Below are 24493 nucleotides of genomic sequence, written 5' to 3'. Positions count from 1 at the left end.
AAAGGTGCGCGCCTACCAGCGGAGTCGGCGGGAAATATTGGCGATTAGGGTTTGAGGTTTAGATGCTCAGCAAGGACTTAGAGGTAACGCTTAATTTAGCGTTCAAAGGTGCTCGGGCGAAACGGCATGAGTTCATGACCGTTGAGCACCTATTGCTGGCGCTCTTGGATAATGAATCCGCAGCAGATGTGCTACATGCTTGTGGAGCGGATTTAAGTGCATTGCGCCGTGAACTCTTGGAATTTGTAGATTCCACAACACCGTTAATTCCGGAGGCTGATACAGATCGTGAAACCCAGCCGACACTGGGCTTTCAGAGGGTTTTGCAGAGGGCTGTTTTTCATGTCCAATCATCCGGTAAGAAGGAAGTCACCGGGGCTAACGTTCTGGTTGCTATTTTCTGTGAGCAGGAGAGCCAGGCTGTTTACTACTTAAAGCAGCAGAGTGTTGCCCGGATAGATGTCGTCAATTACATCACTCACGGAATCTCCCGTGTTGGCTCCAGTGGCAATAATCACCATCACGGTTCCGACACCGCACCTGAACAGGTTGATGAGGAGATTAGTGGCGGCTCAGAGCCTGGTGGTTCCGATCCGCTGGAAAGCTATGCCACCAACCTCAATCAAGAGGCGATTCTTGGCCGTATTGACCCCCTTGTCGGTCGTGCTCCCGAAGTTGAGCGTGTCACCCAGGTTCTCGCCCGCCGCCGCAAGAACAATCCATTATTGGTGGGGGAGTCTGGTGTCGGTAAGACTGCAATAGCAGAGGGGTTGGCGCGACGAATTGTCGATGAGGACATCCCTGAGCCGTTAAAAGAAAGCACTATTTATTCACTGGATTTGGGCTCCCTGTTGGCAGGAACCAAATATCGTGGTGATTTCGAGAAACGGTTTAAGGCGCTGTTGGCCGAGCTCAAGAAGCGTGAGCACGCGGTGCTGTTTATCGATGAGATTCACACCATTATTGGAGCTGGCGCCGCTTCCGGGGGCGTTATGGATGCCTCTAATCTTCTCAAGCCTCTGCTTTCCAGCGGCCAGTTGCGTTGTATCGGTTCTACCACGTTTACTGAATATCGTGGCATCTTTGAGAAAGATCGCGCTCTTTCGCGTCGCTTCCAGAAGATTGACGTCAGTGAGCCCTCAGTGGAAGAAACCGTGCAGATCTTACAGGGACTCAGAAGTTGCTTTGAAGATCATCACAAGGTTCGTTTTACAGATGGGGCTCTGGATGCTGCGGCTCAGCTTTCTAGCCGCCACATCACTGAGCGATTTTTGCCGGATAAGGCTATCGATGTAATCGATGAGGCCGGGGCCTACCAATCCCTGCTGCCTGCTGAAGAGCGGAAAGAAATTATTGGGATTTGCGAGATTGAAATGGTGATCGCCAAAATGGCGAGAATACCCGCCAAGAGTGTGTCTGCTTCTGACAAGGAGCAGTTATCACGCCTGGATGACAATCTCAAAATGGTGGTGTTTGGGCAGGACAGCGCGATTGATGCCCTGGGTACGGCGATTAAGCTGAGTCGCGCCGGCCTGGGCCCTGAAGAGAAACCCATCGGCTCCTTCCTGTTTTCGGGCCCCACCGGAGTCGGCAAGACAGAGCTCTGCCGCCAGTTGGCGAAGGTGATGGGTATCGAGCTGATTCGTTTCGATATGTCTGAGTATATGGAGCGCCATACGGTTTCCCGCCTGATCGGCGCGCCCCCTGGGTATGTAGGTTTTGACCAGGGTGGTTTACTGACAGACTCGGTTACCAAGCACCCCCACAGTGTTGTGTTGCTCGATGAAATTGAGAAGGCGCACCCCGAAGTATTCAATCTGCTTTTGCAGGTGATGGATCACGGCACCCTAACTGATAACAACGGCCGCAAAGCGGATTTCCGCAATGTTATTCTGATTATGACTACCAATGCGGGCGCTGAGGTGATGAGCCGTCGTTCAATCGGGTTCTCCCATCAAGATCACTCCACCGATGGAATGGAGGAGATCAAGAAGATGTTTACCCCGGAGTTCCGCAATCGCCTCGATAATATTATTCAATTCCGTTCTCTGCCTCTGGATGTCGTGAAGACGGTGGTGGATAAGTTTATCGTTGAGTTGCAGGCCCAGTTGGATGACTCCAAGGTGACACTGGTTGTTGATGACGAGGCTCGAGAGTGGCTGGCGGTGCGGGGTTATGACGAGAAGATGGGTGCGAGGCCTATGTCCCGTCTGATTCGCGACAAGCTGCGCAAGCCTTTGGCAGAAGCCGTGCTCTTTGGTGAGTTGGCAGAAGAGGGTGGGCGTGTTTGCGTCACCATTGAAGATGATGAGCTGGCGATTAAAACGGCGGTGCCCGCCTAAAGTTAAATTAGCTTCAGTCAAGCAATAAAAAAGCCACCAAGAGGTGGCTTTTTTATTTCAGGTCAAATTGCCTTGCGGAATTTGGCCTCTGAGCGAATTAGCGCGCGCGGTACGTAATGCGGCCCTTGCTCAGGTCGTATGGAGTCAGCTCCACTTTCACCTTGTCGCCGGTGAGAATGCGAATGTAGTTTTTACGCATCTTTCCAGAGATATGCGCAATTACCACGTGTCCGTTTTCCAGCTTTACGCGGAAAGTGGTGTTCGGCAGGGTGTCGATCACCTCGCCTTCCATTTCAATATAATCGTCTTTTGCCATGCGGCAGCAACCTTACAATAACTTGATCAGACCTTTACCCCGGAGGCTCTTTGGCCTAGCCGCGGCTTGACGGGCGAGCATTTTGCACGAAAAGGCAAGATAGAGCAAAGGGAGAGTGTGTTGAACTAGAGCGATTTAAGGCTCCAGCGGTTTTCTTTTAACATTTCGATGGGGCGAAATTGGCTTTTATAGGCCATTTTGTGGCACTTCTCAATCCAGTACCCCAGGTAGAGATTAGGTAGTCCCAAGCGCCGGGCCCATTCGATCTGATAGAGGATGCAGTAACTGCCCAGGCTCCGTTTATCCTCATCGGGATCGAAGAAAGTATAGATGGCCGATAACCCGGCAGTCAGGATATCTGTTACCGCCACTGCCACCAACTTGCCGCGGGCTCTCAGCTCAATATAGCGAGTAGACCCCCAAGCCTGACTCAGGAAGCTGCGGTATTGTTCCCGGCTGGGCGGGTACATCTCCCCATCGGCGTGGCGCTGCTCGATATAGCGGGCGTAGAGTTCGTAATGCTCATCTGTATCGATGGACTCGATATGGAATATGTCCAGGTCCTTGTTGCGCTTCCAGCAGCGTCTCTGGTTGCGGTCGGGGACAAACAGGCTCACAGGTACGCGAGCCGGTATACAGGCGCGACAGGTCGCGCACTGGGGGCGATAGAGGTAGGCACCACTGCGCCGGAATCCCAGCTCTGACAGGCGGTTGTACAGACGCTGATCCACTTCTGTTTGTGGATCGACAAACACCGTTGTTGCCTCCCGATCCGGCAGGTAACCGCAGGGGTGGGGCAGGGTGGCCAGTAGGCGCACTGAATCCAGCTGAGAGTATTTACCCATAAGTCCACGAAAGCTTCCAGGGCTGCGGGAAAGGCGGCTGCTTAACGCCGTCTGCCAGCAGTTGTTCGAAATCCTTACGACACATTTCCACCGCCCCAAGGCTGCTGAGATGAGGATTGCTCACCTGGCAGTCGATCAGTGGGCAGCCCCACAATTCTAATTGCCGAACGAGGTGGACAAAAGCGACTTTTGAAGCGTCTGTCTCCCGGTGAAACATCGACTCCCCAAAGAACACTCGCCCCAGCGCAATACCATAGAGTCCGCCAACGAGTCGACCGTCGCGCCAAACCTCCACAGAGTGGGCAAATCCCTGATGGTGCATGTCGATATAGGCGTCGCACATCTCATCGGTGATCCATGTGCCGGTTTCATCCGCCCGGGGGGCACGGCAGGCCTCAATTACCTCGGGAAAGGCTTGGTCGAAGGTGACCGAAAAGGTTCCTCGGCGCAATACTTTGCGCAAAGTGCGGCCAATACGAAAGTTTTGCGGGATAACCACGCAGCGAGGGGAGGGGCTCCACCACAAGATCGGCTGGTCATCTGAATACCAGGGGAAGACCCCTCTTTGATAGGCTTCAACCAGCCACTCGGGAGTCAGACCTCCTCCGGCTGCCAGCAAGCCATTGGGGTCATCCAATGCGAATTCAGTTGGGGGAAAATCAACAACGGTGTGGTCGAGCCACATCAGGCGGCTTTGGGTATTCCCTGCCACGATCTGACTCCTGTCGGTAGAGGGGGATACCGGGCAGAAAAGCTCTGCCCGGGGATTTGACTTACTTCTCAGCGTCGAGGAAGCGCTCGGCGTCCAGGGCGGCCATACAGCCGGTGCCCGCAGAAGTTACCGCCTGGCGGTAAATATGGTCGGATACGTCACCTGCGGCAAATACACCGGGAACAGAAGTCTGGGTGGCATTGCCTTTCAGGCCACTCTCTACAATGAGGTAGCCGCCATTCATTTCAAGCTGGCCTTCAAAGATACCGGTATTCGGTTTGTGACCGATGGCAATAAACACACCGGAAACGTCCAGCTCTGTAGTGGAGTCATCCTGGGTGTTACGCAGGCGCAGTCCCGTTACACCGTTATCGTCACCGAGCACTTCGTCCAGGGTGTTGTGCCAGCAGACGTTGATGTTGCCATTTTCCACTTTATCCATCAGGCGGTCCTGAAGGATTTTTTCTGCGCGAAGTTCGTCGCGGCGGTGAATCAGGGTCACTTCACTGGCGATATTGGAGAGGTACAGGGCCTCTTCTACGGCGGTGTTGCCACCACCGACAACAGCAACTTTCTGGTCGCGATAGAAGAATCCGTCACAGGTCGCACAGGCGCTGACGCCACGTCCCTGGAAGGCTTCCTCAGAGGGCAGGCCCAGGTACTGTGCTGAGGCGCCAGTGGCGATAATCAGCGAGTCACAGGTGTAAGTTTCGTTGCCTTTCAAGGTGAAAGGACGCTGTTTCAGATCAACAGATTCGATGTGATCGAAGATGATTTCTGTCTCGAAGCGCTCTGCGTGCTGCTGCATTTGCACCATCAGGTCCGGACCTTGAAGTTCCGGAATACCGCCCGGCCAGTTCTCGACTTCAGTGGTGGTGGTCAGCTGCCCACCCTGTTGCATACCCGTGATAACAACCGGGTTCAGGTTTGCCCGTGCAGCGTAGATAGCCGCAGTGTAGCCGGCAGGGCCTGAGCCGAGGATGATCAGTCGATGATGGTTATTGCTCATGAAGTACTCTTTAAAACTCTCAATTTGCGAAGTTTACCCAATGGGCTGGGAGTCCATATGCCCGTCCATTTTTTGATCAGGCGAGACTATTAAATTGGGCGATATAATAGGCGATATTTACCATTCGGCGAAATAGTTTGCCTTAATTTGTTCGATTGATCTTACCTATTCAACTCTCTTTGACCTGGCTAGAGCTTTGGCTCAAATCGGAGTTTGCGCCAGAGCTGGCCGTAAGAGCTGGAAAAATGTAAAAAAGTTCCAATCTAAGGCAGCTGCTGCTGGCACTGCTAGGGGGAGAATGGGGTGTCACAAATTAGAATTACGGATTGTTAGATGTATTGAGTGTGTGAGCGTCATAGAGGCCAGTGACTTCGAGTAAGTGCCCAAACCCCGGTGGGTTGAGGATCGTTATGCGCTACAAAAGAAAGTTCATACCCTTAAACCTGAAGCGAGAGCAGTTGGGGCACCCTAAAACTTTCCTGACCCTCAGTGAGGAGGCCCAGGCTTTCGTAGCCGAAATTATTGACGATAGTTATTCATTGCGTTTTTCCATTGACCTGGAGCCGGATGGCGATCACCGGGCAAGCTTACATGGTCCACCCCACCTGCTGGATCTATTTACCGCGCTCAACTTGCAAATACGCTGTGAAATTGTCTCTGATGGATATGGTGATACAGGAGGTGGGGCGGTTACTTGCGCGGGTGAGCCAGAAGAACTCGAGAAGTTTGCTATGGCGCTGGGCCTCAGCAATGGTTGTCGAGTTCTCGACTTGATGTGTGGCAGGGGAGTCCTGAGCAGCTACCTGCTTAAGTTTGCCAAAGCTCATGGGGTTATTATTCAATGTAGTTTGTGCGATTCCCACCCTTCGCAGCTTGAAAACCTTGACCCAAATATTCAATTGCTAGCTGCCGATATCACTATAGGTGACGGAAGAAACTTGCCATATCCCAGTGAATTATTTGATGCTGTGGCAATCAGAATGGGCCTGCACGAAGTGCCTTATAAAGATCAGCCCCTGGTTCTCCAGGAGTGTTATCGGGTTTTGAAGCCGGGAGGTCCGCTGTTGGTTTGGGACTTGATGCCGGCGTCTGCCGGGGTCCAAGATTTACTGTGTGCCCAAAAGCGAAAATTGTCAGCGCTGACACACCGTGAATCGTTGCTCTTGGATCGGTTCTTTTTGCGGGAAGACCAGTTGTTACAATTGCTCAGCGATGCAGGCTTTTCGCAAGCAGAGCGGGTATCCAGAACCTATTACCGGGATAGTACTCAAGACAAATTAAAAACAGAGTTGGGCGGGGATCAATACAAATTAGAAATTCTGAATAGTTACCTCCGCGAGAGAGTTACCCAGGCGATTATTGATGAGGTTTGCTGGGAGGATTCAGGGCAGGATATCTCGATGATGATTCCAAATTGCATCTATCGCACGTACAAACCGATAAATTTAGAAGAGAATACTGGCTAGGAAGCGCTCCAGGTTTTTCGATACTGCCGCCAAACAACAAAAAACTACTTGGTGTCAGGGATCGTAAGGCGCAATCTGAAAGCGTAGATTGTAAAATAGCCTGATTGAGTTGCTTTCTTCTGTAAGCAATACAGAATTTTGTCAGGCGGCATGGGGATTCAGGTCCCAGGTAGACACCGCCAAGTTCATGTGGACATAAAAAGTACAGCATTATTGAGGTAAGCCATTGAAGGCCGAAAGCGCAACTGAAAAAAGCCCTGCAGAGAACAATGCATTGCCAGATTCATTGATCGCCCGACTCGTTCGCGAGGGGGCCCTGATCAGTTTGCTGGCTGGTGCCCTGTTGCTCGCCATTAGCCTGTTAAGCTTTAGCGCAGAAGATCCAGGCTGGTCGCAAACTGGCAGTACCCAACAAGTGCACAATGCCATTGGGCCAGCCGGTGCTTGGCTGGCAGATGTGTGTTTGTCTTTGCTCGGATGGATGGCTTACCTGTTTCCCTTGCTGATTGGTCTGCGGGCCTATCACATCCTTCGCGATCGCAATGCCCGCTTCCATTTGCCGCTATTTGCTTTGAGAGTATTTGGCTTGCTGCTTGTTCTTGTCAGCGGGGCGGCAATGGCGACTCTTTGTTTTGATCCCGCAGAAAACCCTTTGCCGTTTACCAACGGGGGCATCATTGGTAGCGCGATGGCTTCTGCCCTGGGTTCTAGCCTCGGTTATGTAGGGGCAACTATTTTACTGCTGGCGATATTTGCTATCGGTGTCACTGTTTTTACGGGTTTGTCGTGGCTCAAATTGGCAGAGGCAATCGGCAAGAATGTGCTCGGCTTTTTTGCCTTGCTGGGCAGTTTCTATCAACGCTGGCGCCAAAAGCGCAATGAGCGGAGGGTGGCCAGAGAGGCGATAGTCGTGCGCAAGGCCGCTGTGGAGGAAGAGAAGCAGCGAGTTGCCAAACGAATTCCCCCAAAGATTGAGCCCACTGCCCCCAAGCCGAAGCAGAGTCCTCGGGCTGCGAAGGAAAAACAGCGAGAGCTTTTCAAAAGTGGCCCGGTTACTGGAACCCTGCCGCCGCTGGGGCTTCTCGATCCAGCAGATCAAAACAAGAAGGCCGGTTTCTCCCGGGAATCCCTGGAAGCGCTGTCGCGCCTGCTGGAACTTAAGCTGAAAGACTTCGGCGTTGTTGCCGAAGTGGTATCTGTGCTGCCGGGGCCGGTAGTAACCCGCTTTGAAATTCAGCCAGCTCCCGGCGTAAAGGTGAGCAAGATTTCCAATCTGGCAAAAGACCTGGCGCGCTCACTGGCGGTGATCAGTGTGCGTGTGGTTGAGGTAATCCCAGGCAAGTCGGTTGTGGGTATCGAAATCCCTAACGAAAATCGACAGATGGTGCGCCTCAGTGAAGTGTTGTCGGCAGATGTCTACGATAATGCCAAATCGCCGTTGACTCTGGCGCTCGGTCACGATATTTCCGGTCAGCCGGTGGTGGCCGATCTGGCCAAGATGCCTCACTTGCTGGTAGCGGGTACCACCGGTTCGGGTAAATCCGTGGGTATCAACGTTATGTTGTTGAGCCTGCTGTACAAATCCACGCCCGATGAGGTCCGCCTGATTCTGGTGGACCCAAAAATGCTGGAGCTCTCGGTGTACGAGGGCATTCCGCATTTGTTGACCCCGGTCATCACCGATATGAACGATGCCGCCAATGGTTTGCGTTGGTGTGTTGGAGAAATGGAGCGCCGCTACAAGTTGATGGCGGCAATGGGGGTGAGAAACCTCGCAGGCTTTAACCGCAAAGTGAAAGAGGCGGAAGAGGCCGGGGAGCCGCTGATCGATCCTATCTGGCAGCCAGATCCCGCCTCCAGCGTGCCGGAAGATGAACAAACCGCACCGGCCCTGAAAGCACTGCCTGCCATTGTTGTCGTGATTGATGAATTTGCCGACATGATGATGATAGTCGGTAAAAAGGTCGAACAGCTGATCGCGCGAATCGCACAAAAAGCCCGTGCAGCTGGGATCCACTTACTGCTTGCAACCCAGCGTCCGTCGGTGGATGTTATTACCGGCTTGATTAAAGCCAACGTACCTACTCGAATCGGCTTCCAGGTTTCGTCCAAGGTGGACTCCCGCACAATCCTCGACCAGGGCGGTGCGGAGCAGCTGCTCGGTCATGGTGACATGTTGTACTTACCGCCTGGAAGTGGTGTTCCTGTTCGTGTCCACGGCGCTTTTGTCGACGATCACGAAGTGCATAAAGTTGTCGCGGATTGGGGCCGTCGCGGTGAGCCTGATTATATCGATGGTATTGTCGACGATAGTAATAACAGTATTCCCGTGCCTGGATTACAGTCTGAAGGCGGTGAGGATGAAGACCCTGAAGCCGATGCGCTCTACGACGAAGCCGTAGCTTTCGTCACTAAATCCCGCAAGGCGTCAATTTCCTCTGTGCAGCGTCAGCTGCGGATTGGTTACAATCGCGCGGCTCGAATTATTGACGCCATGGAGGCTGCTGGGGTGATATCTGCGGCGGGCCACAACGGCAATCGAGAGGTGCTGGCACCGCCGCCAGCCTGATAGGAGTTTGGCCCTTGGAGCAGTGGCGGGTTAAGCCACTGTTCACTTAGTCGGGGTTAATCTTTAAGGAAATCAATACGTTGGGACTCCACTATGAAAAGAATTCTGCAGGGTCTGCTGCTTTCAATCAGTGTTACCGCCAGCGCGGCCTGGGCTGATGCCACCGATGACCTGAGCGATTTACTCAAGCCGTTGGAAGCGATTTCGGGTAATTTCAAACAGACATTGATCGACGAGCGTGGTGAGGTCACACAAAAGAGCAATGGTAGCTTTTCTGTGCAGCGCCCGGGCAAATTGCGCTGGAAAACCGGTGAGCCTTATCCCCAGTTACTGGTGACAAACAACAAGACGCTTTGGCTGTACGATCCGGACCTGGAGCAGGTGACAGTTCGCCCAGTGGATGCTCGTATTAAGGATACCCCAGCCCTATTACTGGGGGGCAAAGTAGAGGAAATTCGAGGCTCGTTTAATGTGAGCCAGAAAGAAGGGGTTTATCACCTGACCCCCAAGAACCCCTCGGCCCCTTTTAAAGCCATGGAAATTCGATTTGCCAAAAATGGCTTGCCGTCGGCAATGACCGTGCGCGATGGTATGGGACAAACCACTGAAATTCAGTTCAGTGGTATGGAAGCGAACCCAAAACTATCCGCTTCTATATTTGATTTTAAGCCCCCGGCCGGTACTGACATTATTAAAGATGAGTGATCTGTTCGATACTCCCAAAACCCACCAACCCCTCGCGGCCCGTATGCGGCCGAATTCCCTGGCCCACTATGTGGGCCAGTCGCATTTATTGGGGGAGGGCAAACCTCTGCGGGAGGCCGTAGAGCGCGGCCAGCTGCACTCAATGATTTTGTGGGGCCCACCCGGTGTGGGTAAAACCACTTTTGCGCGGTTGCTAGCTGAAGAGTGCGATGCTCGATTTGCAACACTGTCTGCGGTACTCGCCGGAGTGAAAGATATTCGCCAGGCGGTGGCCGAAGCTGAGCAGCACCGGATACAGTCGGGCCGACACACTATTTTATTTGTCGATGAAGTGCATCGATTTAATAAGGCTCAGCAGGATGCCTTCCTTCCCTACGTGGAGGAGGGCACTGTGACTTTTGTCGGGGCGACTACGGAGAACCCGGCTTTTGAGTTGAACAATGCGCTCCTGTCCCGGTGTCGGGTCTATCTTTTGCGCAGTATTCCCGAAGAGGAGTTGTTGGGGTTGCTGCGCTACGCCCTGCAAACCGACCAGCAGTTGCGCGAGCGGAGCGTCAACATTCCCGAAGAAGTGTTGGGCAAGATTGCCCGGGCTGCCGATGGGGATGCCCGCAGTGCTTTGAACTTGCTGGAAGTGGCCTGCGATCTGGCCAAAGAGGAGGCCGGGCGACTGATTGTCGATGAAGACGTGCTCGCCGAGGTGCTCAGTGCCGATGTTCGCCGTTTTGATAAAGGCGGCGATTATTTTTACGATCAGATTTCCGCCATGCATAAATCAGTGCGGGGGTCTGACCCGGATGCGGCGCTCTACTGGTTTGTGCGGATGCTGGATGGAGGCTGCGATCCGTTATATATCGCTCGCCGTGTCGTGCGTATGGCCAGTGAAGATATCGGCAATGCGGACCCGAGGGCCTTGCAGTTGTCGCTGAATGCCTGGGATGTGCAGGAGCGTCTGGGGAGTCCCGAGGGCGAGCTGGCAATTGCCCAAGCCATTACTTACCTGGCGGTTGCGGCAAAAAGCAATGCAGTTTACTCCGCTTACAATCGTGCCGTGGCGGATGTTCGTCGCGAGCCCAGTTACGAAGTGCCAGTGCATTTGCGCAATGCCCCTACCAAACTGGCAAAAAGCCTGTCCCACGGTGCGGAGTATCGCTACGCCCACGACGAACCCGATGCTTTTGCTGCGGGAGAGAATTACTTCCCCGAAGAGATTGCCGAGCGGGAGTACTACCAGCCGGTTCCCCGAGGGCTGGAGTTAAAAATTTCAGAAAAATTGCAGACTCTGCGCCGACTAAATCGCGAGAGTGACAGGCAGCGTTACAGAAACTCTAAATAAATAGAAAGGAAACAGCTAAATGCAGTGGCTGGCAGTCGCCTTGGGCGGCGCACTTGGGGCAGTTCTTCGCCACCTGGTGAGTATCTGGAGCTTTCCGGTATTTGAGGGTCGGTTTCCGCTAGGAACCATCATTGTCAATTTAACAGGCTCTTTTTTGATCGGTATTGTTTATGTACTGATCGCTCACCGCGCCATGTTGGGGGAGGAATGGCGTCTACTGTTGATGACCGGCATGTTTGGCGCACTGACAACCTTTTCCACTTTCTCCCTCGAAAGCCTGATACTGTGGCACAATGGCCAGCCGCTGGTGGCCCTTGGCTATATTGTCGGCAGCCTTGTTGGTTGTTTGTTGGCCACCGCTGCTGCTGTCGCTTTGGCGACACGGTATTTTTAATTTAACTTCTCTGTTGTAGGAGCCTGATAACAGGCGAACTGGAAACGATGCTCGATCCCAAACTGATTCGCACGGATATGGACCAGGTGGCCGCTGCCCTGAAAAAGCGCGGTGTAGAACTGGATACTGCCAAACTTGAAGCCCTTGAAGAACGCCGCAAAGAATTGCAGGTGCGCACCGAGAGTTTGCAAAACGAGCGCAATAGCAAGTCGAAAAATATCGGCCGTGCCAAGGCGAATGGTGAAGATATTGCCCCGCTTTTGAAAGAAGTGGAGTCCCTCGGTGGTGAGTTGCAAGATGCCAAACATGCACTGACAGAATTGCAGGGAGAGCTGGATGCAATCTTGTCTGCGATTCCCAACTTGCCGGATGCCTCAGTGCCCGAAGGCGAGAGTGAAGACGATAATGTGGAGGTTCGCCGCTGGGGCCAGCCGCGTACTTTTGACTTTGAAGTTAAAGACCACGTAGACCTGGGCACACACCTTGGTGGCCTCGACTTCGAGATGGCAGTGAAGCTAACCGGCTCCCGCTTTGCGGTAATGAGCGGTGAGGTTGCGCGTCTGCATCGCGCGTTGGCACAGTTTATGCTGGATACTCACACCGAAGAGCATGGTTACCAGGAAACCAATGTGCCGGTTGTTGTGAATGCTGATTCCCTGTACGGCACTTCCCAGCTGCCTAAATTTGAGGAAGACCTGTTTAAGCTCGAAGATGATCGTGGTTTCTACCTGATCCCGACTGCGGAAGTGCCCCTCACCAATATGTATCGGGATCATATTGTTGAAGACAGTGCTAGCCTGCCGCATAAATTGGTTGCCCACACTACCTGCTTCCGCTCTGAAGCTGGCTCTCACGGCCGCGACACTCGTGGCATGATTCGCCAACACCAGTTTGAAAAGGTAGAGCTGGTTTGGGTGGCGCGCCCGGATCAGTCTGAAGAGGCACTGGAAACCCTGACGCAAAATGCGGAGACCATTTTGCAGAAGCTGAACCTGCCATACCGCACAGTGATTCTCTGCGGTGGCGATATCGGTTTCTCTGCTCGAAAGACATACGATATTGAAGTTTGGATTCCGTCCCAGGATAAGTACCGCGAGATATCCTCTTGCTCCCTGGTAGGTGACTTCCAGGCGCGCCGAATGAAGGCACGCTGGCGCAACCCGGAAACCAATAAGCCCGAATTGGTGCATACACTGAATGGCTCCGGCCTTGCCGTGGGTCGTACCCTCATCGCTGTTCTGGAAAATTACCAGCGCGAGGATGGCAGTATTGAGGTGCCGGAAGTATTGCGGCCCTATATGCGAGGCCAGGAAGTGATCTCAGCTTCCTGAGCGTAGCACTCCAAAAGGGCGAGCGTAGAGTTCGCCCTTTTTTGTTTGTAGTAATGAGTTTCACTTTGCCCGCTATTTGATGGAATAAGAAGTTGCGTTATTTACCCCTCGCATTTGATGTCAAAGATCATCCCTGTTTGATTGTTGGAGGCGGCTCCATTGCCACCCGTAAAGCTCGCTTATTGCACAAAGCGGGTGCACGGATATTGGTGGTATCCCCGGAAATTACCGATGAGCTTCAACAAATGGTGACTGATTCTGGTGGGGAATGGTTTCAATCAGTTTATTCGAGCGAGTATTTACAGAAAGCGGGGCTGGTTGTTGCTGCATCTGATAGCGAGTCCGTGAATGCACAGGTTTCAGCCGATGCCCAGGCTCAGCGCCTGCCGGTCAATGCGGTGGATGCGCCAGAGTTGTGCACGTTTACTTTCCCGGCCATTGTGGAGCGGGGAGATCTATCGATCGGTATCAGTAGTGGAGGCGCGGCTCCGGTACTGGCGCGCAGAATCAGGGCTCAGCTCGAAGCTCTGCTATCGCCAGGGCTGGGACCGCTGGTAACTTTGGCGGCGCGGATGCGCGATAGGGTTAAGGCAGCGCTGCCAGAGTCTCGCCGCAAGAATTTTTGGGAGTGGGTTTTTGCCGGCCCCGTTGCCAACCGCATGGAGGCGGGGCAGCCAGCAGATGCCGAGCAGGCGCTGTTGGATGCGCTTCAAGACTGGCAGGGGAGCCCGAATCCGGTGGGTGAGGTTTATCTGGTAGGTGGAGGTCCAGGAGATCCAGACCTGCTGACTTTTCGCGCACTGCGCTTGATGCAGCAGGCGGATGTGGTGCTCTACGATCGGCTGGTTTCACCGGAAGTGATGGAGTTGGTGCGCCGGGATGCAGAGCGGATCTATGTAGGTAAGCGCAAGGCTTTCCACGCGGTGCCACAGGACGATATCAATCAGCTGTTGGTAGATCTGGCCAGCCAAGGTAAAAAGGTTTTGCGGCTTAAGGGAGGCGATCCCTTTATTTTTGGTCGAGGCGGTGAGGAAATAGACAAGTTGTCAGAGGCGGGAATTCCCTTTCAGGTAGTGCCGGGAATCACTGCGGCCTCTGGTTGCGCCAGTTACGCTGGTATCCCACTGACTCACCGGGATCACGCTCAATCTGTGCGCTTTATTACCGGGCACCTGAAAGAGGGTGAGTTGGACCTCCCTTGGCAAGAACTTGCGGGCCCAGCACAAACCCTGGTTTTCTATATGGGGCTTACGGGGTTACAGACTATTTGTGCTGAATTGATTAAACACGGGCTCGATGCGAATACGCCGGCTGCCTTGGTTGAAAAGGGCACTACGCGAGACCAGCGAGTAGTTGTTGGTGACTTGAGCAGCTTGCCGGCCCTTGCTGAAAACAGTGAAGTTCGAGCGCCAACACTCACCATCATTGGTGGGGTAGTGAGCTTGCATGAAAAGCTTCAGTGGTATCAGCCAAATCGAGAAGATTAAGGCAGGGACCCAATGACGCCGAGAGTACCTATACTGAAAAGGTACTCTCAGAGTGGTGTTCAATATGCTGCTTGCATTTATTCGCTTTTATTGCACCAATGCTGTGCGCTTTTTTCTCCCACCGGTCCGTGAAATAGCAATTCCTGAACAGCTAGACAGTCACACCCGGCGCTACACCTACCACTACCAGCAAAAGAAGAGTTGGGTGAGAAATCTCTGGATTACAGCGGCGGCACTGATGTTGTGCTTTCCAGTGCTGCCTTTCGTTGTGAGTCTTGCCTTCTTCACCACGTTTCTGTCTTTTGCAATTCTCGATGAGACTGCCTGACTTTAGCGTCCCTGCGGTACCTCTAATTTAACGTGAGCCGGTAGCGAGGCTCGCGTTCAACAAATGATGAAGTGTTTCCCTTTACCCAATCCTGATGACCGTTGCCGAAAAATGGTGAGAGTGGATGAGCACTCTGACCTGTGGCCATATGGAAAATACCGTCTGCATCCCGGCCCGGTGAAACCACTAAGCGCTGGGATGCGCCATGAGTGGGAGACTGGAAGCGGGGCATATGGGTATCTCCTGCGAGAGGCTCCGCAGGCATAGCCAGGAACCAGTTCAGCGGTGGTATTGCTTTGCCCAGTGGATGCTGGATCTTTGCCGTGTTTTCTGCACCCCAGGATTGACGCTTAAGGGGCAGATTGCTGCGGTTCATTTTTTCCAGTACTTGATCCAGCGCGGCGAGCTTTATCGCGTTCCAGGATTCAAAATCCGGGTTGAGAAGCTGTTTTGGCTCTTGCTGAGCCATTTCCCAAAGAGGGTATTCAAATTGGCGCTTGAGTTGGCCGAAAGAAAACTTGGGCTGATAGCGGCGCATGTAAGTCAAAATGGGCGCTGTCGTAAGCTCCATCAACTTCAGGCGATAGTTGCGAACGATGCGATAGCCTACGGAGTCGATGGCGGCTCGGCCTCCCCAATTTTGAATCTGTATATATACCTCGCGATAGTCTTGCTGATCCTCAAGTAAGGTGAGGAGGTGTTGCTGCCACCGCTCGAGAAATACTGCCCGATCGTCGAGCTGGATATTTAAAAGGTCCTGCTCATTGAATTTTTCTTGAGCGAAAAGCCGTTCGCGAATTTGTTGCTGACGTGCGCCGAGCGCATAGCCGTGGTTGCCCATGAGTTTGAGATAGTCCCCATCAACGATACGAGCGTTGGCACTCCAGATTCGGCCGGACTCCGGGTTATACAGGCGGGGGTGCTCCTGGGGGCTTAAATAGCCGTCCCAATAGGCACTACCATCTGCCCAACTGATTGATCGACTGCCATCAAACCCGACTCGCTTGGGAATAGCGCCAGCCACAGTCCAACCAATATTGCCGTTACTATCGCCAACCACTAGGTTCTGATGGGGGATGCCTATGGTGGGGCCAAGCTCCAGAGCTTCTTCGGCGGTGCGAACAACTTCCATATCAATCAAGTTCATATTGCCGCCCAGAGTGTCGTGAGCAACCCAGCGGAATGCGAGAGGAACGCCATCTTGGTTTGTACCGATAACGGGACCCCAGATAGTTGTGCGAACTTCTATGGTTTTTGGGTCGCTGCCTTTGACGGCGATAGATTCTGTTTCATAGGCAAAATTCCTCCAGCCTTCAGGCGTTTTATATTGATTGCCGTCTTCGCTGAGTTCCAGTGGAATCAGGTCACTCCAGTCGCCCCCGGTGTTGGTAAATCCCCAGGCAACTAATTCGTTGCTTCCGGCAACCATAATTGGGCCGCCCGGAAGGGTTACGCCACGGACAAATCGGTTGGTGCCAGGTATGCTCCAGCCTGCTCGGAACCAGATATTGGGAACACTCAGCCCGAGGTGCATATCGTTGGCAAGAATGGCTCCACCGTGCGCTGTCAAATTACCGCCGACCACCCAGTTATTACTGCCGTAAATTTTGTCATCACTCTCCATCGCCTGATAAACGATAGTGTCCTGTTCATCTAAAAGCGCAGAAATCGGCGTTTCTGGGAGGCTGACTTTTTCTCGTGCTTCGCCAAATAGTGGTGCGTCCCATCGCCCGCCTTGGGGAAAATAGAAAGCGTAGAGATCTGCTGGAAGCAATTCGGCTAAAGCGGTGTCGCGAAGTTCATAACTACCGCGTTCACTTTGTAGCGTCAGGTACATGCTGTAGATAGTTAACAGGCTGTCGGCAGAATTCCAGGGGCGCGGTTCCTGACCCAATAACAAATACTCCCAGGGTTTTGCGGGAAGCTGATTGAGACCGAAATTAATACCGTTGATATATTGATCCAGAAGGGCCTTTTGTTCCGCCGGCATCGCAGCAATGTTCCGCTCTGCTCGCTGGCGAAATTGATGCAAGCGTACCTTTTGGTCGTGTCTTATAGTGGATTCGCCCAGTAATTCTGATAATTCTCCAGCAGAACTTCTCCGCAACAGATCCATTTGGAAAAAACGTTCCTGCGCGTGTAAAAAGCCCAATGCGAAGGCTGAACTGTTTCGGTTTTCAGAATGAATTAATGGCACTCCATGTGAATCGCGCTCGATAACAACCGGGTCTTTTAATTTACCCGTGGTAATGGTCCCATCAAGAATAGGCAGGCTCTGTCGGAGCCAGATCCAGGAACCCATTAAAAATAAAATGATCAGCCCCAATGCGCTAATAATAAGTACTGACATATACCGCTTGAGAAATGGAAATTTTGTCATTGTGATTGCCGCTAAATCTCTGGGTTTAAGTCGGTAGCACAGTTTTGTGCATTTTTAATTTCACTTGCAAAGTTACCAAGGGATACAGGGAGTAACTTTTAGTGACAAAGCTCAATCCTTGAATTCTCAGATTTTCCTGCCATTCGCTGCTATCTCTCGAAGAACTGACTGGTCACAAGAAAAAAGTCATCGCAGGGTTTTCAATACGAAAACACAACCGTAAGATGGCGTGCAATAACAAAAACAACAACAAATCGAAAACATCAGGCTGTATAACAATAAACGCGAGGACGCGATGATGCACGATGTTGGTAGAGATGTAACAAACCGTAGATTCAACCTTTCCATTCTTTCTGGAACCATTGCATTCCTCACTGCTGTTGGCTCTCACGTTCACGCTGCAGAAATTGAGGAGGTTGTGGTTACGGCGCAGAAACGGGCAGAAAACCTGCAAGACGTACCTATCGCGATTTCCGCCTTCACTGGAGAAAATATAAAGGAAGCCGGTGTCAAAAATCTGACTGACTTGGGGAAATATACGCCGGGCGTGGAAATGCACAACGATACCGCCCTGCAACCAACGTACAGTATTCGCGGCGTGCAAACTAATGATTGGACTATAGGCTCTGATCCCGCTGTGGCAGTTTATGTAGATGGCGTCTATACCGGTCGCAGTGCGGGTGCTGAGATACCGCTTACCGATATTGAGAGGGTTGAAGTCCTTAAAGGGCCGCAGGGTACGCTATTCGGCCGTAATGCCACCGGTGGTGCGATTCACATTATCACCACCAAACCGCAGGCGGATGATTCTACGGAATTAAACCTGACAGCCGGTAATTATGGGCGCCAGTCATCGGATCTCCTGGTAAATCGCCAGATTAGTGACAATCTGTATGGGCGCTTTTCAGCGTCGACAAATCGCCGCGATCCATATGCCGATAATTTAGCAAATGGCTTCTCTGTGGGGGACCAGGATACTCAGACCTATCGCGCCTCTCTGCTGTGGGAACCGGCGACGGATACAGAGGTATTATTGCGTGCCAACTATGGAATTATGGATCAAGGCAGCGCACTGAGAACAACGATAGTGCCCAGCCTTAAAGGTGATACGGATGTTTATGGCGATTACGCCCTGGATACCCCGACTATTGAAGACCGGGATTCCTTTGGCACTTCACTGACAATTACCAAAGACTTCGATAGCTTCACTTTTACTTCGATTACTGCCTACAGTGAGTTCGATGCCCATCTGCAGCAAGATGAGGATGGTACCGCCAACCCGGACTATATGTTTGGATCAGCTAATACTGATGATCAAAGCCAGTTCTCTCAAGAGTTCCGACTCAATGGTGCTACAGATACTATCAAATGGACTCTGGGAGCTTCTTACTCCGAAGAAGAGGTGGATCACACCACTTATGCCAATTTCACTACCGGATCGGTGGAATCCTTTGCCGTTTATGAAGGGGTAAAGGCTGCCTATCCAGACCTGACCCAAACCGAGCAAGAAGACTTAGCGGTTATCACCCGTGCGCAGCTACAGCAGGCGGGGTTGGAGGGAATTGCCAGCGCTTCCTTTGTCTATGACCTGATGCTGCAAACAGGCCAGGTAGATGCATTACTCGCTCAGTTAGGGGCCACTGGAATAACCGCCGATATGCTCTATGCGGAAGATGTAGTTGGACAGATGATGGCGGGCTTCAATCCCTGGATAGCCTCGGATGCACATTGGGGGGAGAGCGTTCGCAACACAGGTGATTACCGTTCCAGTGCTATTTACGGTGACATGACCTGGAGCCTTACTGATAAGTTGGACCTGACTGTTGGTGCTCGTTATACCTACGATCAAAAAGATTTCACCATCCAGACAGCTTATGGCAACAGTATCCCACTGTCCCTGTCCGGCGGAGATGTGCGCTTGGTTGACGGAGATGGCAACGTAATCGGCACTGTAACCCTGCCTGAAGTCGACTTGGGGTCCCAGTTGTTTGGCATTGTGTTTTTCAACAATGGCCAGCCGGTTTTGGACTCCAAATTGAGTGATAGCTGGAGCGACCTTTCCGGTCGTATAGTGCTGGATTACCGCTGGAACGACGATGTGATGACCTATGTCTCCCTGGCGGATGGTTTTAAAGCCGGTGGATTCAATAGTCTTAACTTTGGTCCCGGGGTTGAGTCATCTTTCGATCAGGAAGATGTCGTTAACCTGGAGGTTGGTCTTAAGAGCAGTCTGTTCGACAACCGAGTACGCTTGAATACCTCTATTTACACCTACGAATACAACAATTTGCAGGAACTGGATCTGGTGGGTACTCCTATTCCCAGTTATAACCTGCGGAATTCGGATGCAGAGGGTACTGGGGCGGAGATCGAAGTACAGTGGGCAGTAACAGAGAGCTTGTTTATTGCCGGTAATTACTCCTACCTGGATACAGAGTTTACTGACTACCAGATCATCGAAGCCATTGGTGAGACTGAAGAGGACTCGAAAGTAGGCCAGTCTCGGGTATCAACGCCAGAGAATAAATTCAACCTAATGGCTGAATACACAGTGGACCTTGCATCTGGCGGGGAGTTTATTTTCCGTGGCGATTATAACTGGACAGATGAGCGAATTGGTTCGATTACTGACCGGACACGTATCGTGGAAGACTATAAGTTATTCAACCTGCGGGCAGCCTGGAACAGCCCTTCAGATAGTTATTCTTTAGCGCTCTGGATACAAAATTTGACGGATGAAGAAATCGCTGGCGGCTATGGTGGTACCGGCGCAGCCATTGGTGCCAGTCCCGCTTGGCGCTTTATGCCGAGAATGTACGGTGCGGATTTAACTGTCCGATTTTAATTAACCCATGGGTTAATACGGCACAGGGATGTGCTGTTGTCGACCTTGGGAAGGCATTTAAAGGCCACTGGGGCATTGTGGGATTATTTAGAGCTCCTTATTTCGGCAGTAGCCTATAAAAAACGTTTAGATTGTGAAAATTGCGTCTAAATTTTGAAAGAAATAGTACATAAAACAATTTTTGCTCTATTTTATTAAGTTATTCCTGTCAGCATGACGAGAGAGTGGGCCGGTTTATCCGGCCCTTTTTTTTATTGATTCTTCAAGAGAAAAATAAACTGGCGCATATACCCTTCTGTTGAATAGCTACCCTCTAGGTTTACACCTAAAACTGCGTATGATGATTTCAATAGAGAAGAAATGTGTCGCAGTTGATTACTAATATGGCAATACACGTCGGTGAAGTAACTTTAGAGGAAGTACAACATCAACTTCTCAGTGATTACCAGAAAGTTCGTGCAGAGACAGAGAACCTCGCGTTGCCGTTATCCCCGGAGGATATGCAGCTACAGTCTATGCCAGATGCCAGCCCTACCAAATGGCATTTAGCACATACGAGCTGGTTCTTTGAGACCTTTATCCTTGCCAACCGGTTGCGGGGATATCAAACGTTTAACCCACACTTCAACCACCTGTTCAACTCTTACTACAACAGTTTGGGTACCCCCTTTGCACGCCCTAACAGGGGGCTAATTTCACGTCCTGATAGTGCCCAGGTTTATGAATATCGAAAATTCATCGATGACTCCATGCACCGGTTGCTCTGTGAGTACCCGATTCCTGAAAATTTGGCCGCGTTGGTCCAGCTGGGCTTGAATCATGAGCAGCAGCACCAGGAATTGATATTGACCGATATCAAGCATGCCCTATCAACTAATCCCATGGCACCAGCTTACCGGGATATGTTTCCTGAAGATGAAGACGGGGCACTGGAACCGCTACGCTGGTTGAGTATACCCAAGGACTTCTATGGGATTGGGAGTAATGGGGACGCTTTCTGCTTTGATAATGAAGGACCTGAGCATCAACAGTTTATCGATGAGTTTGTTATTGCCTCCCGACTGGTTACCAATGGCGAGTACCTTGAATTTATAGAGGATGGTGGCTATGAACAGCATCGACTGTGGCTTTCGGATGGTTGGTTGTATTTGCAGAACAACCAGCAAAAGCATCCATTCTATTGGCGGCTGAATGGCGATGGTTGGCATCAGTACTCCCTCTATGGATTGCTACCCTTAAATCCAGCTGAGCCTGTCTGTCATCTTTCTTTTTATGAGGCAGATGCTTTCGCAACCTGGGCTGGAAAACGATTGCCTACCGAATTTGAATGGGAGGCAGCTGCTTGCCATTTACGTCAGCCGAATCAGATGGCATCAGCTAATTTCCTGGAAAAACGCCACTTCAGGCCGTTGCAGGCGCAGCGAGGACAAACGCAGTTCTTAGGGGATTTGTGGGAGTGGACTTCCAGTGCTTACTTGCCTTATCGGGGCTTCAGAGCCCGGGAGGATGCAGTAGGGGAGTACAATGGAAAGTTTATGTGTAACCAAAAGGTTCTTCGCGGTGGATCTTTTGCAACCCCGGCTGACCATATCCGGATCAGTTACCGCAACTTCTTTTATCCACATCAGTCGTGGCAATTTACCGGTATCCGTTTGGCAGGAGACTAAATGTGAAAGCAGCCGTATCATCAATGCAGGAAAGTTCACAACAAGACCATGAATTTCTCAATGATGTGTTACGGGGGTTGGCCGGAGATCAGAAAACACTACCGTGTAAATACCTATACGACGAACTTGGTTCTCAGTTATTCGAGAAAATATGTGATGTAGACGATTATTATTTAACCCGTACTGAGGCTAAGATATTCAATCAGTATCTACCGGATATTGCTGAGGAAGTTGGCCCAGGGGCACTACTGGTGGAGCCCGGTGCAGGCAACTGCGAAAAAGTAGAGGGCTTACTGCATCTTTTAAAAAGCCCTAGCGGATACTATCCCATCGATATTTCCCCGGAGATTCTCTATCTGGCGGGGCAACGAATTAAAAAAGGCTTACCTCATATTTCTATCTGGCCGGAAGTGGGTGACTTTACTCAAGCCGAAGTATGGGACAATCTGTCAAATATTGAGTCAAAAAAACGTGTGGTGTTTTTTCCTGGTTCGACAATTGGAAACTTTGAGCCGGATAGGGCGGAGCAATTGCTGGAGACGTTTGCGGCGAATTTGAGAGCGGGAGACGGCCTGCTTATCGGAACTGATTTAGTTAAAGATTCCGTTGTGCTGGAGAGGGCGTATCACGATAGTGAGCATATTACGGAGCAGTTTAACAAGAACCTCCTGCAACGAATTAACAGTGAGTTGGGAGGCAACTTTGATTTGTCATCTTTCTCTCATCGCGCCTTCTATCAGCCATTGCGACAGCGCGTAGAAATGCATTTAGTTAGCCTTCGGGATCAGAGAGTCGCAATCGCTGGGGAACAAATCGTCTTTTTGGAAGGAGAGACTATTCATACCGAGAATAGCCATAAATATAAAGTGAGTAGTTTTAATACCCTGTTGATGAAAGGCGGCTTTAAGCCTGTTCGCCACTGGACTGATTCCTCTGAATCTTATGCTATTCACTATGCCCAGGCTATCTAGGGAATGTCTTCTCCTCTCACTGGTGATATTGGTCGTACCAGCAAGTTTTGCTGTTACGGAGGAAAAAAAACAGTGGGATGCCGATAGTTTTATTGTGTATAAACACCCGCTTTGCTTCTGTTGTAACAAGTGGGTGGATTATCTACGGGGTAACGACATTGCTGTATCTACCAGTTCTGAGCTGAATATGGCAAAAATTCGGCAGCGATGGGGGGTTCCTCGGGGGATGGAGGGTTGCCATACGGCGGTGTGGCACAACAAATATGTTTTTGAAGGCCATGTTCCGGTCAAACATATCCTGCAATTTATTTCCTCTCCTCCAGAGAATGGAATTGGTCTGTTAGTACCCGGGATGCCAGTTGGCAGCCCAGGGATGGAAGTGGATGGAAAGTTTGAACCTTACAATATTTATTTGCTGCTGGAAGGGGGAGACTACCGCCCCTTTGTCCGAGTCGAGAAGCCCCAGAGTTAGCTCCTTTTTTAGGTCTGTAGCGAGCTGTACCAAATAATATAGAGATAACTCGCTGCCACACTGATAACACTTACCGGCAACATCAATAAAAAGAATTGCCAGAAGTTAAATGGTTGCACACCAAATTTTTCCGCCTGCTGCAGCACTATTACATTGCTGGCTGCGCTGATGATAAAGAGGTTACCAGCAACTGTAGATATGGCTGATAGCATCATAAGTGTTTGGGTGTCGTGTTCATGTAGCAGATTCAGGTAGATTTCCACTACGGGAACATTGGAAAACAATTGACTGGCAAAAAAACTGGCAAAAGTTACGGTTTCAGGTTTAGCCAGATTAATCCCGCTTTCGTGCAGAAAAAACTGTAGTGATCCGGACTTGAGTAGTGAGCCGGTCACAATAAACATGGAAATAAAGAAAAAGAGGGTGGGCCAGTCTACTTCTCTCAGTATTCTTCTTCTTTCATGACTCGCCAGATAAATGGGTGAGCAGGCGACCAAGCCTATTTGACCCAAGGTTGGGTGGTAAATACCTTCTACGTTATGAAGTACACTGCCTAATGCTATTAGAATAACCAGAAGGGCTGCCGACAATAGAGGTGGCCATTTTTGTGCTATCTCATTGTCCTCTCGTGGCTGAATGCCTACATTGTGACTGGGTTCGTCAACTTTAAGAAACCTTTTTAACCAAAGAATCGACAGCAGCATGGTGATTGCTGCCGGGATAAAGATCCACTCGGCAAATACCAGAAACATATTGTCAAACCGCCCTGCGTTGGCAATCAAGATATTCTGTGGGTTGCCGACTGGGGAGATCATGCTTCCGATCGTTACTGTGGCGCAAAGTAAAATAAGTAGGGGTACAACACCCCAGTTCATATCCCTAGCCATCAATAGAGCGATGGGTACACCAATCACTGCTGCAGCATCATTGGTGAGAAGGGCGGCGCAGACGGCCATGATCAGGACATAGCTTGCCAGTATGGTATTGGGTTTTTTTCGCGAGAGTATTCGCTTGCTGATTTGCGCTGAAATCCCTGTGTCGTATAGAGCGGATGCAATCGAAAATACAGAGAATAAGTAGAGGATTAAATCCCAATCTACAGCAAAGAATGCGTCTTTAAGTGTGATTTGCCTCAAGGCCAAAAGTGCTACTGCGCCAAGGGTCATGATGTGCCAGATACGAACGGCAGACGGTAGCCATTGGCGCGCGGCTATTAGGATAAAGATGATCGCCGAGACGGTTAAGCTGATAGACATCTATCGTTATCCGAGTGTCGCTAGTCCCAACTGCTACTCTGGTTTTCAGCATTGCTATTTTC

The 24493-nt window shown here is 51.2% G+C and carries 19 protein-coding genes; 13 read left to right on the top strand and 6 right to left on the bottom strand.

The annotated features are described in order from the left end of the window. Positions 1-62: 62 nt before the first annotated feature. Positions 63-2342 carry an ATP-dependent Clp protease ATP-binding subunit ClpA gene (gene clpA, locus ACJJIE_RS06970; protein ID WP_444894066.1) on the top strand — a complete coding sequence of 760 codons (2280 nt, stop codon included), beginning with the start codon at positions 63-65 and terminating at the stop codon, positions 2340-2342. Positions 2343-2439: 97 nt separating this feature from the next. Here clpA and infA read toward each other — a convergent pair whose 3' ends face one another. From infA to trxB, 4 genes are all read right to left on the bottom strand, one after another. Beyond that, positions 2440-2658: a translation initiation factor IF-1 gene (gene infA, locus ACJJIE_RS06965; protein ID WP_010130378.1), complete on the bottom strand. Its 219-nt coding sequence runs from the start codon at positions 2656-2658 to the stop codon at positions 2440-2442. Between the two features lie 125 nt (positions 2659-2783). Then, positions 2784-3503: an arginyltransferase gene (locus ACJJIE_RS06960; RefSeq protein ID WP_413662222.1), complete on the bottom strand. Its 720-nt coding sequence runs from the start codon at positions 3501-3503 to the stop codon at positions 2784-2786. Further along, positions 3496-4188, bottom strand: a complete 693-nt coding sequence (gene aat, locus ACJJIE_RS06955; RefSeq protein WP_444894753.1) for a leucyl/phenylalanyl-tRNA--protein transferase — start codon at positions 4186-4188, stop codon at positions 3496-3498. The genes ACJJIE_RS06960 and aat overlap by 8 nt, the downstream gene beginning before the upstream one ends. Positions 4189-4276: 88 nt before the next feature. Further along, positions 4277-5224: a thioredoxin-disulfide reductase gene (gene trxB, locus ACJJIE_RS06950; protein WP_444894065.1), complete on the bottom strand. Its 948-nt coding sequence runs from the start codon at positions 5222-5224 to the stop codon at positions 4277-4279. A gap of 410 nt (positions 5225-5634) precedes the next feature. Here trxB and ACJJIE_RS06945 point away from each other — a divergent pair, with 410 nt between their 5' ends. The 8 genes from ACJJIE_RS06945 to ACJJIE_RS06910 all read left to right on the top strand — a co-directional run bounded on the left by ACJJIE_RS06945 (position 5635) and on the right by ACJJIE_RS06910 (position 14840). Then, positions 5635-6690 (top strand): methyltransferase domain-containing protein, encoded by a 1056-nt coding sequence (locus ACJJIE_RS06945; protein ID WP_282933071.1) that lies wholly within the window; start codon positions 5635-5637, stop codon positions 6688-6690. Positions 6691-6916: 226 nt separating this feature from the next. Next, positions 6917-9259, top strand: a complete 2343-nt coding sequence (locus ACJJIE_RS06940; protein WP_444894064.1) for a DNA translocase FtsK — start codon at positions 6917-6919, stop codon at positions 9257-9259. A gap of 93 nt (positions 9260-9352) precedes the next feature. Next, a complete protein-coding gene (gene lolA / locus ACJJIE_RS06935; protein WP_282933069.1) occupies positions 9353-9964 on the top strand; it encodes an outer membrane lipoprotein periplasmic chaperone LolA in 612 nt (203 codons plus the stop codon). Next, positions 9957-11300: a replication-associated recombination protein A gene (locus ACJJIE_RS06930; RefSeq protein ID WP_413662219.1), complete on the top strand. Its 1344-nt coding sequence runs from the start codon at positions 9957-9959 to the stop codon at positions 11298-11300. The genes lolA and ACJJIE_RS06930 overlap by 8 nt, the downstream gene beginning before the upstream one ends. Before the next feature lie 19 nt (positions 11301-11319). Beyond that, positions 11320-11694, top strand: coding sequence for a fluoride efflux transporter CrcB (crcB, locus tag ACJJIE_RS06925; RefSeq protein WP_282933067.1), 375 nt, complete (start codon positions 11320-11322; stop codon positions 11692-11694). A gap of 47 nt (positions 11695-11741) precedes the next feature. Continuing rightward, positions 11742-13025, top strand: coding sequence for a serine--tRNA ligase (gene serS, locus ACJJIE_RS06920; RefSeq protein WP_444894063.1), 1284 nt, complete (start codon positions 11742-11744; stop codon positions 13023-13025). A gap of 92 nt (positions 13026-13117) precedes the next feature. Further along, positions 13118-14512 (top strand): siroheme synthase CysG, encoded by a 1395-nt coding sequence (cysG, locus tag ACJJIE_RS06915; RefSeq protein WP_282933065.1) that lies wholly within the window; start codon positions 13118-13120, stop codon positions 14510-14512. 64 nt (positions 14513-14576) lie between these two features. Beyond that, entirely contained in the window at positions 14577-14840 is a 264-nt protein-coding gene (locus ACJJIE_RS06910; RefSeq protein WP_444894062.1) for a hypothetical protein, read from the top strand. Between the two features lie 22 nt (positions 14841-14862). Here the strand turns inward: ACJJIE_RS06910 and ACJJIE_RS06905 are convergent, their stop codons facing one another. Continuing rightward, entirely contained in the window at positions 14863-17220 is a 2358-nt protein-coding gene (locus ACJJIE_RS06905; protein ID WP_444894061.1) for a penicillin acylase family protein, read from the bottom strand. Positions 17221-17515: 295 nt separating this feature from the next. On the opposite strand from ACJJIE_RS06905, the gene ACJJIE_RS06900 reads away from it, so the two are divergent. The 4 genes from ACJJIE_RS06900 to ACJJIE_RS06885 all read left to right on the top strand — a co-directional run bounded on the left by ACJJIE_RS06900 (position 17516) and on the right by ACJJIE_RS06885 (position 23175). Further along, positions 17516-20065 (top strand): TonB-dependent receptor, encoded by a 2550-nt coding sequence (locus ACJJIE_RS06900; RefSeq protein WP_444894060.1) that lies wholly within the window; start codon positions 17516-17518, stop codon positions 20063-20065. 362 nt (positions 20066-20427) lie between these two features. Then, the gene (gene egtB, locus ACJJIE_RS06895) at positions 20428-21732 is read left to right on the top strand and encodes an ergothioneine biosynthesis protein EgtB (protein ID WP_282933060.1); all 1305 of its coding nucleotides are present in this window, start codon (positions 20428-20430) and stop codon (positions 21730-21732) included. Positions 21733-21734: 2 nt separating this feature from the next. Then, positions 21735-22703, top strand: a complete 969-nt coding sequence (gene egtD / locus ACJJIE_RS06890; protein ID WP_444894059.1) for an L-histidine N(alpha)-methyltransferase — start codon at positions 21735-21737, stop codon at positions 22701-22703. A 187-nt stretch (positions 22704-22890) separates the two neighbouring features. After that, the gene (locus ACJJIE_RS06885) at positions 22891-23175 is read left to right on the top strand and encodes a DUF411 domain-containing protein (RefSeq protein ID WP_444894058.1); all 285 of its coding nucleotides are present in this window, start codon (positions 22891-22893) and stop codon (positions 23173-23175) included. 8 nt (positions 23176-23183) lie between these two features. Here the strand turns inward: ACJJIE_RS06885 and ACJJIE_RS06880 are convergent, their stop codons facing one another. After that, entirely contained in the window at positions 23184-24431 is a 1248-nt protein-coding gene (locus ACJJIE_RS06880) for an ArsB/NhaD family transporter (protein ID WP_444894057.1), read from the bottom strand. Positions 24432-24493: the final 62 nt, after the last annotated feature.

Source organism: Microbulbifer maximicatervae (SeqCode) (assembly GCF_052467325.1).
The sequence above is the reverse complement of the archived record's forward strand: the minus strand, read 5'-3'. Positions and strand labels throughout refer to the sequence as shown.

Coding starts and splice junctions, on each gene's coding strand:
- clpA (WP_444894066.1), top strand. CDS start 63: ATGCTCAGCAAGGACTTAGAGGTAACGCTTAATTTAGCGTTCAAAGGT.
- infA (WP_010130378.1), bottom strand. CDS start 2,658: ATGGCAAAAGACGATTATATTGAAATGGAAGGCGAGGTGATCGACACC.
- ACJJIE_RS06960 (WP_413662222.1), bottom strand. CDS start 3,503: ATGGGTAAATACTCTCAGCTGGATTCAGTGCGCCTACTGGCCACCCTG.
- aat (WP_444894753.1), bottom strand. CDS start 4,188: ATGTGGCTCGACCACACCGTTGTTGATTTTCCCCCAACTGAATTCGCA.
- trxB (WP_444894065.1), bottom strand. CDS start 5,224: ATGAGCAATAACCATCATCGACTGATCATCCTCGGCTCAGGCCCTGCC.
- ACJJIE_RS06945 (WP_282933071.1), top strand. CDS start 5,635: ATGCGCTACAAAAGAAAGTTCATACCCTTAAACCTGAAGCGAGAGCAG.
- lolA (WP_282933069.1), top strand. CDS start 9,353: ATGAAAAGAATTCTGCAGGGTCTGCTGCTTTCAATCAGTGTTACCGCC.
- ACJJIE_RS06930 (WP_413662219.1), top strand. CDS start 9,957: ATGAGTGATCTGTTCGATACTCCCAAAACCCACCAACCCCTCGCGGCC.
- crcB (WP_282933067.1), top strand. CDS start 11,320: ATGCAGTGGCTGGCAGTCGCCTTGGGCGGCGCACTTGGGGCAGTTCTT.
- serS (WP_444894063.1), top strand. CDS start 11,742: ATGCTCGATCCCAAACTGATTCGCACGGATATGGACCAGGTGGCCGCT.
- ACJJIE_RS06910 (WP_444894062.1), top strand. CDS start 14,577: ATGCTGCTTGCATTTATTCGCTTTTATTGCACCAATGCTGTGCGCTTT.
- ACJJIE_RS06905 (WP_444894061.1), bottom strand. CDS start 17,220: ATGACAAAATTTCCATTTCTCAAGCGGTATATGTCAGTACTTATTATT.
- ACJJIE_RS06900 (WP_444894060.1), top strand. CDS start 17,516: ATGATGCACGATGTTGGTAGAGATGTAACAAACCGTAGATTCAACCTT.
- ACJJIE_RS06885 (WP_444894058.1), top strand. CDS start 22,891: ATGGCAAAAATTCGGCAGCGATGGGGGGTTCCTCGGGGGATGGAGGGT.
- ACJJIE_RS06880 (WP_444894057.1), bottom strand. CDS start 24,431: ATGTCTATCAGCTTAACCGTCTCGGCGATCATCTTTATCCTAATAGCC.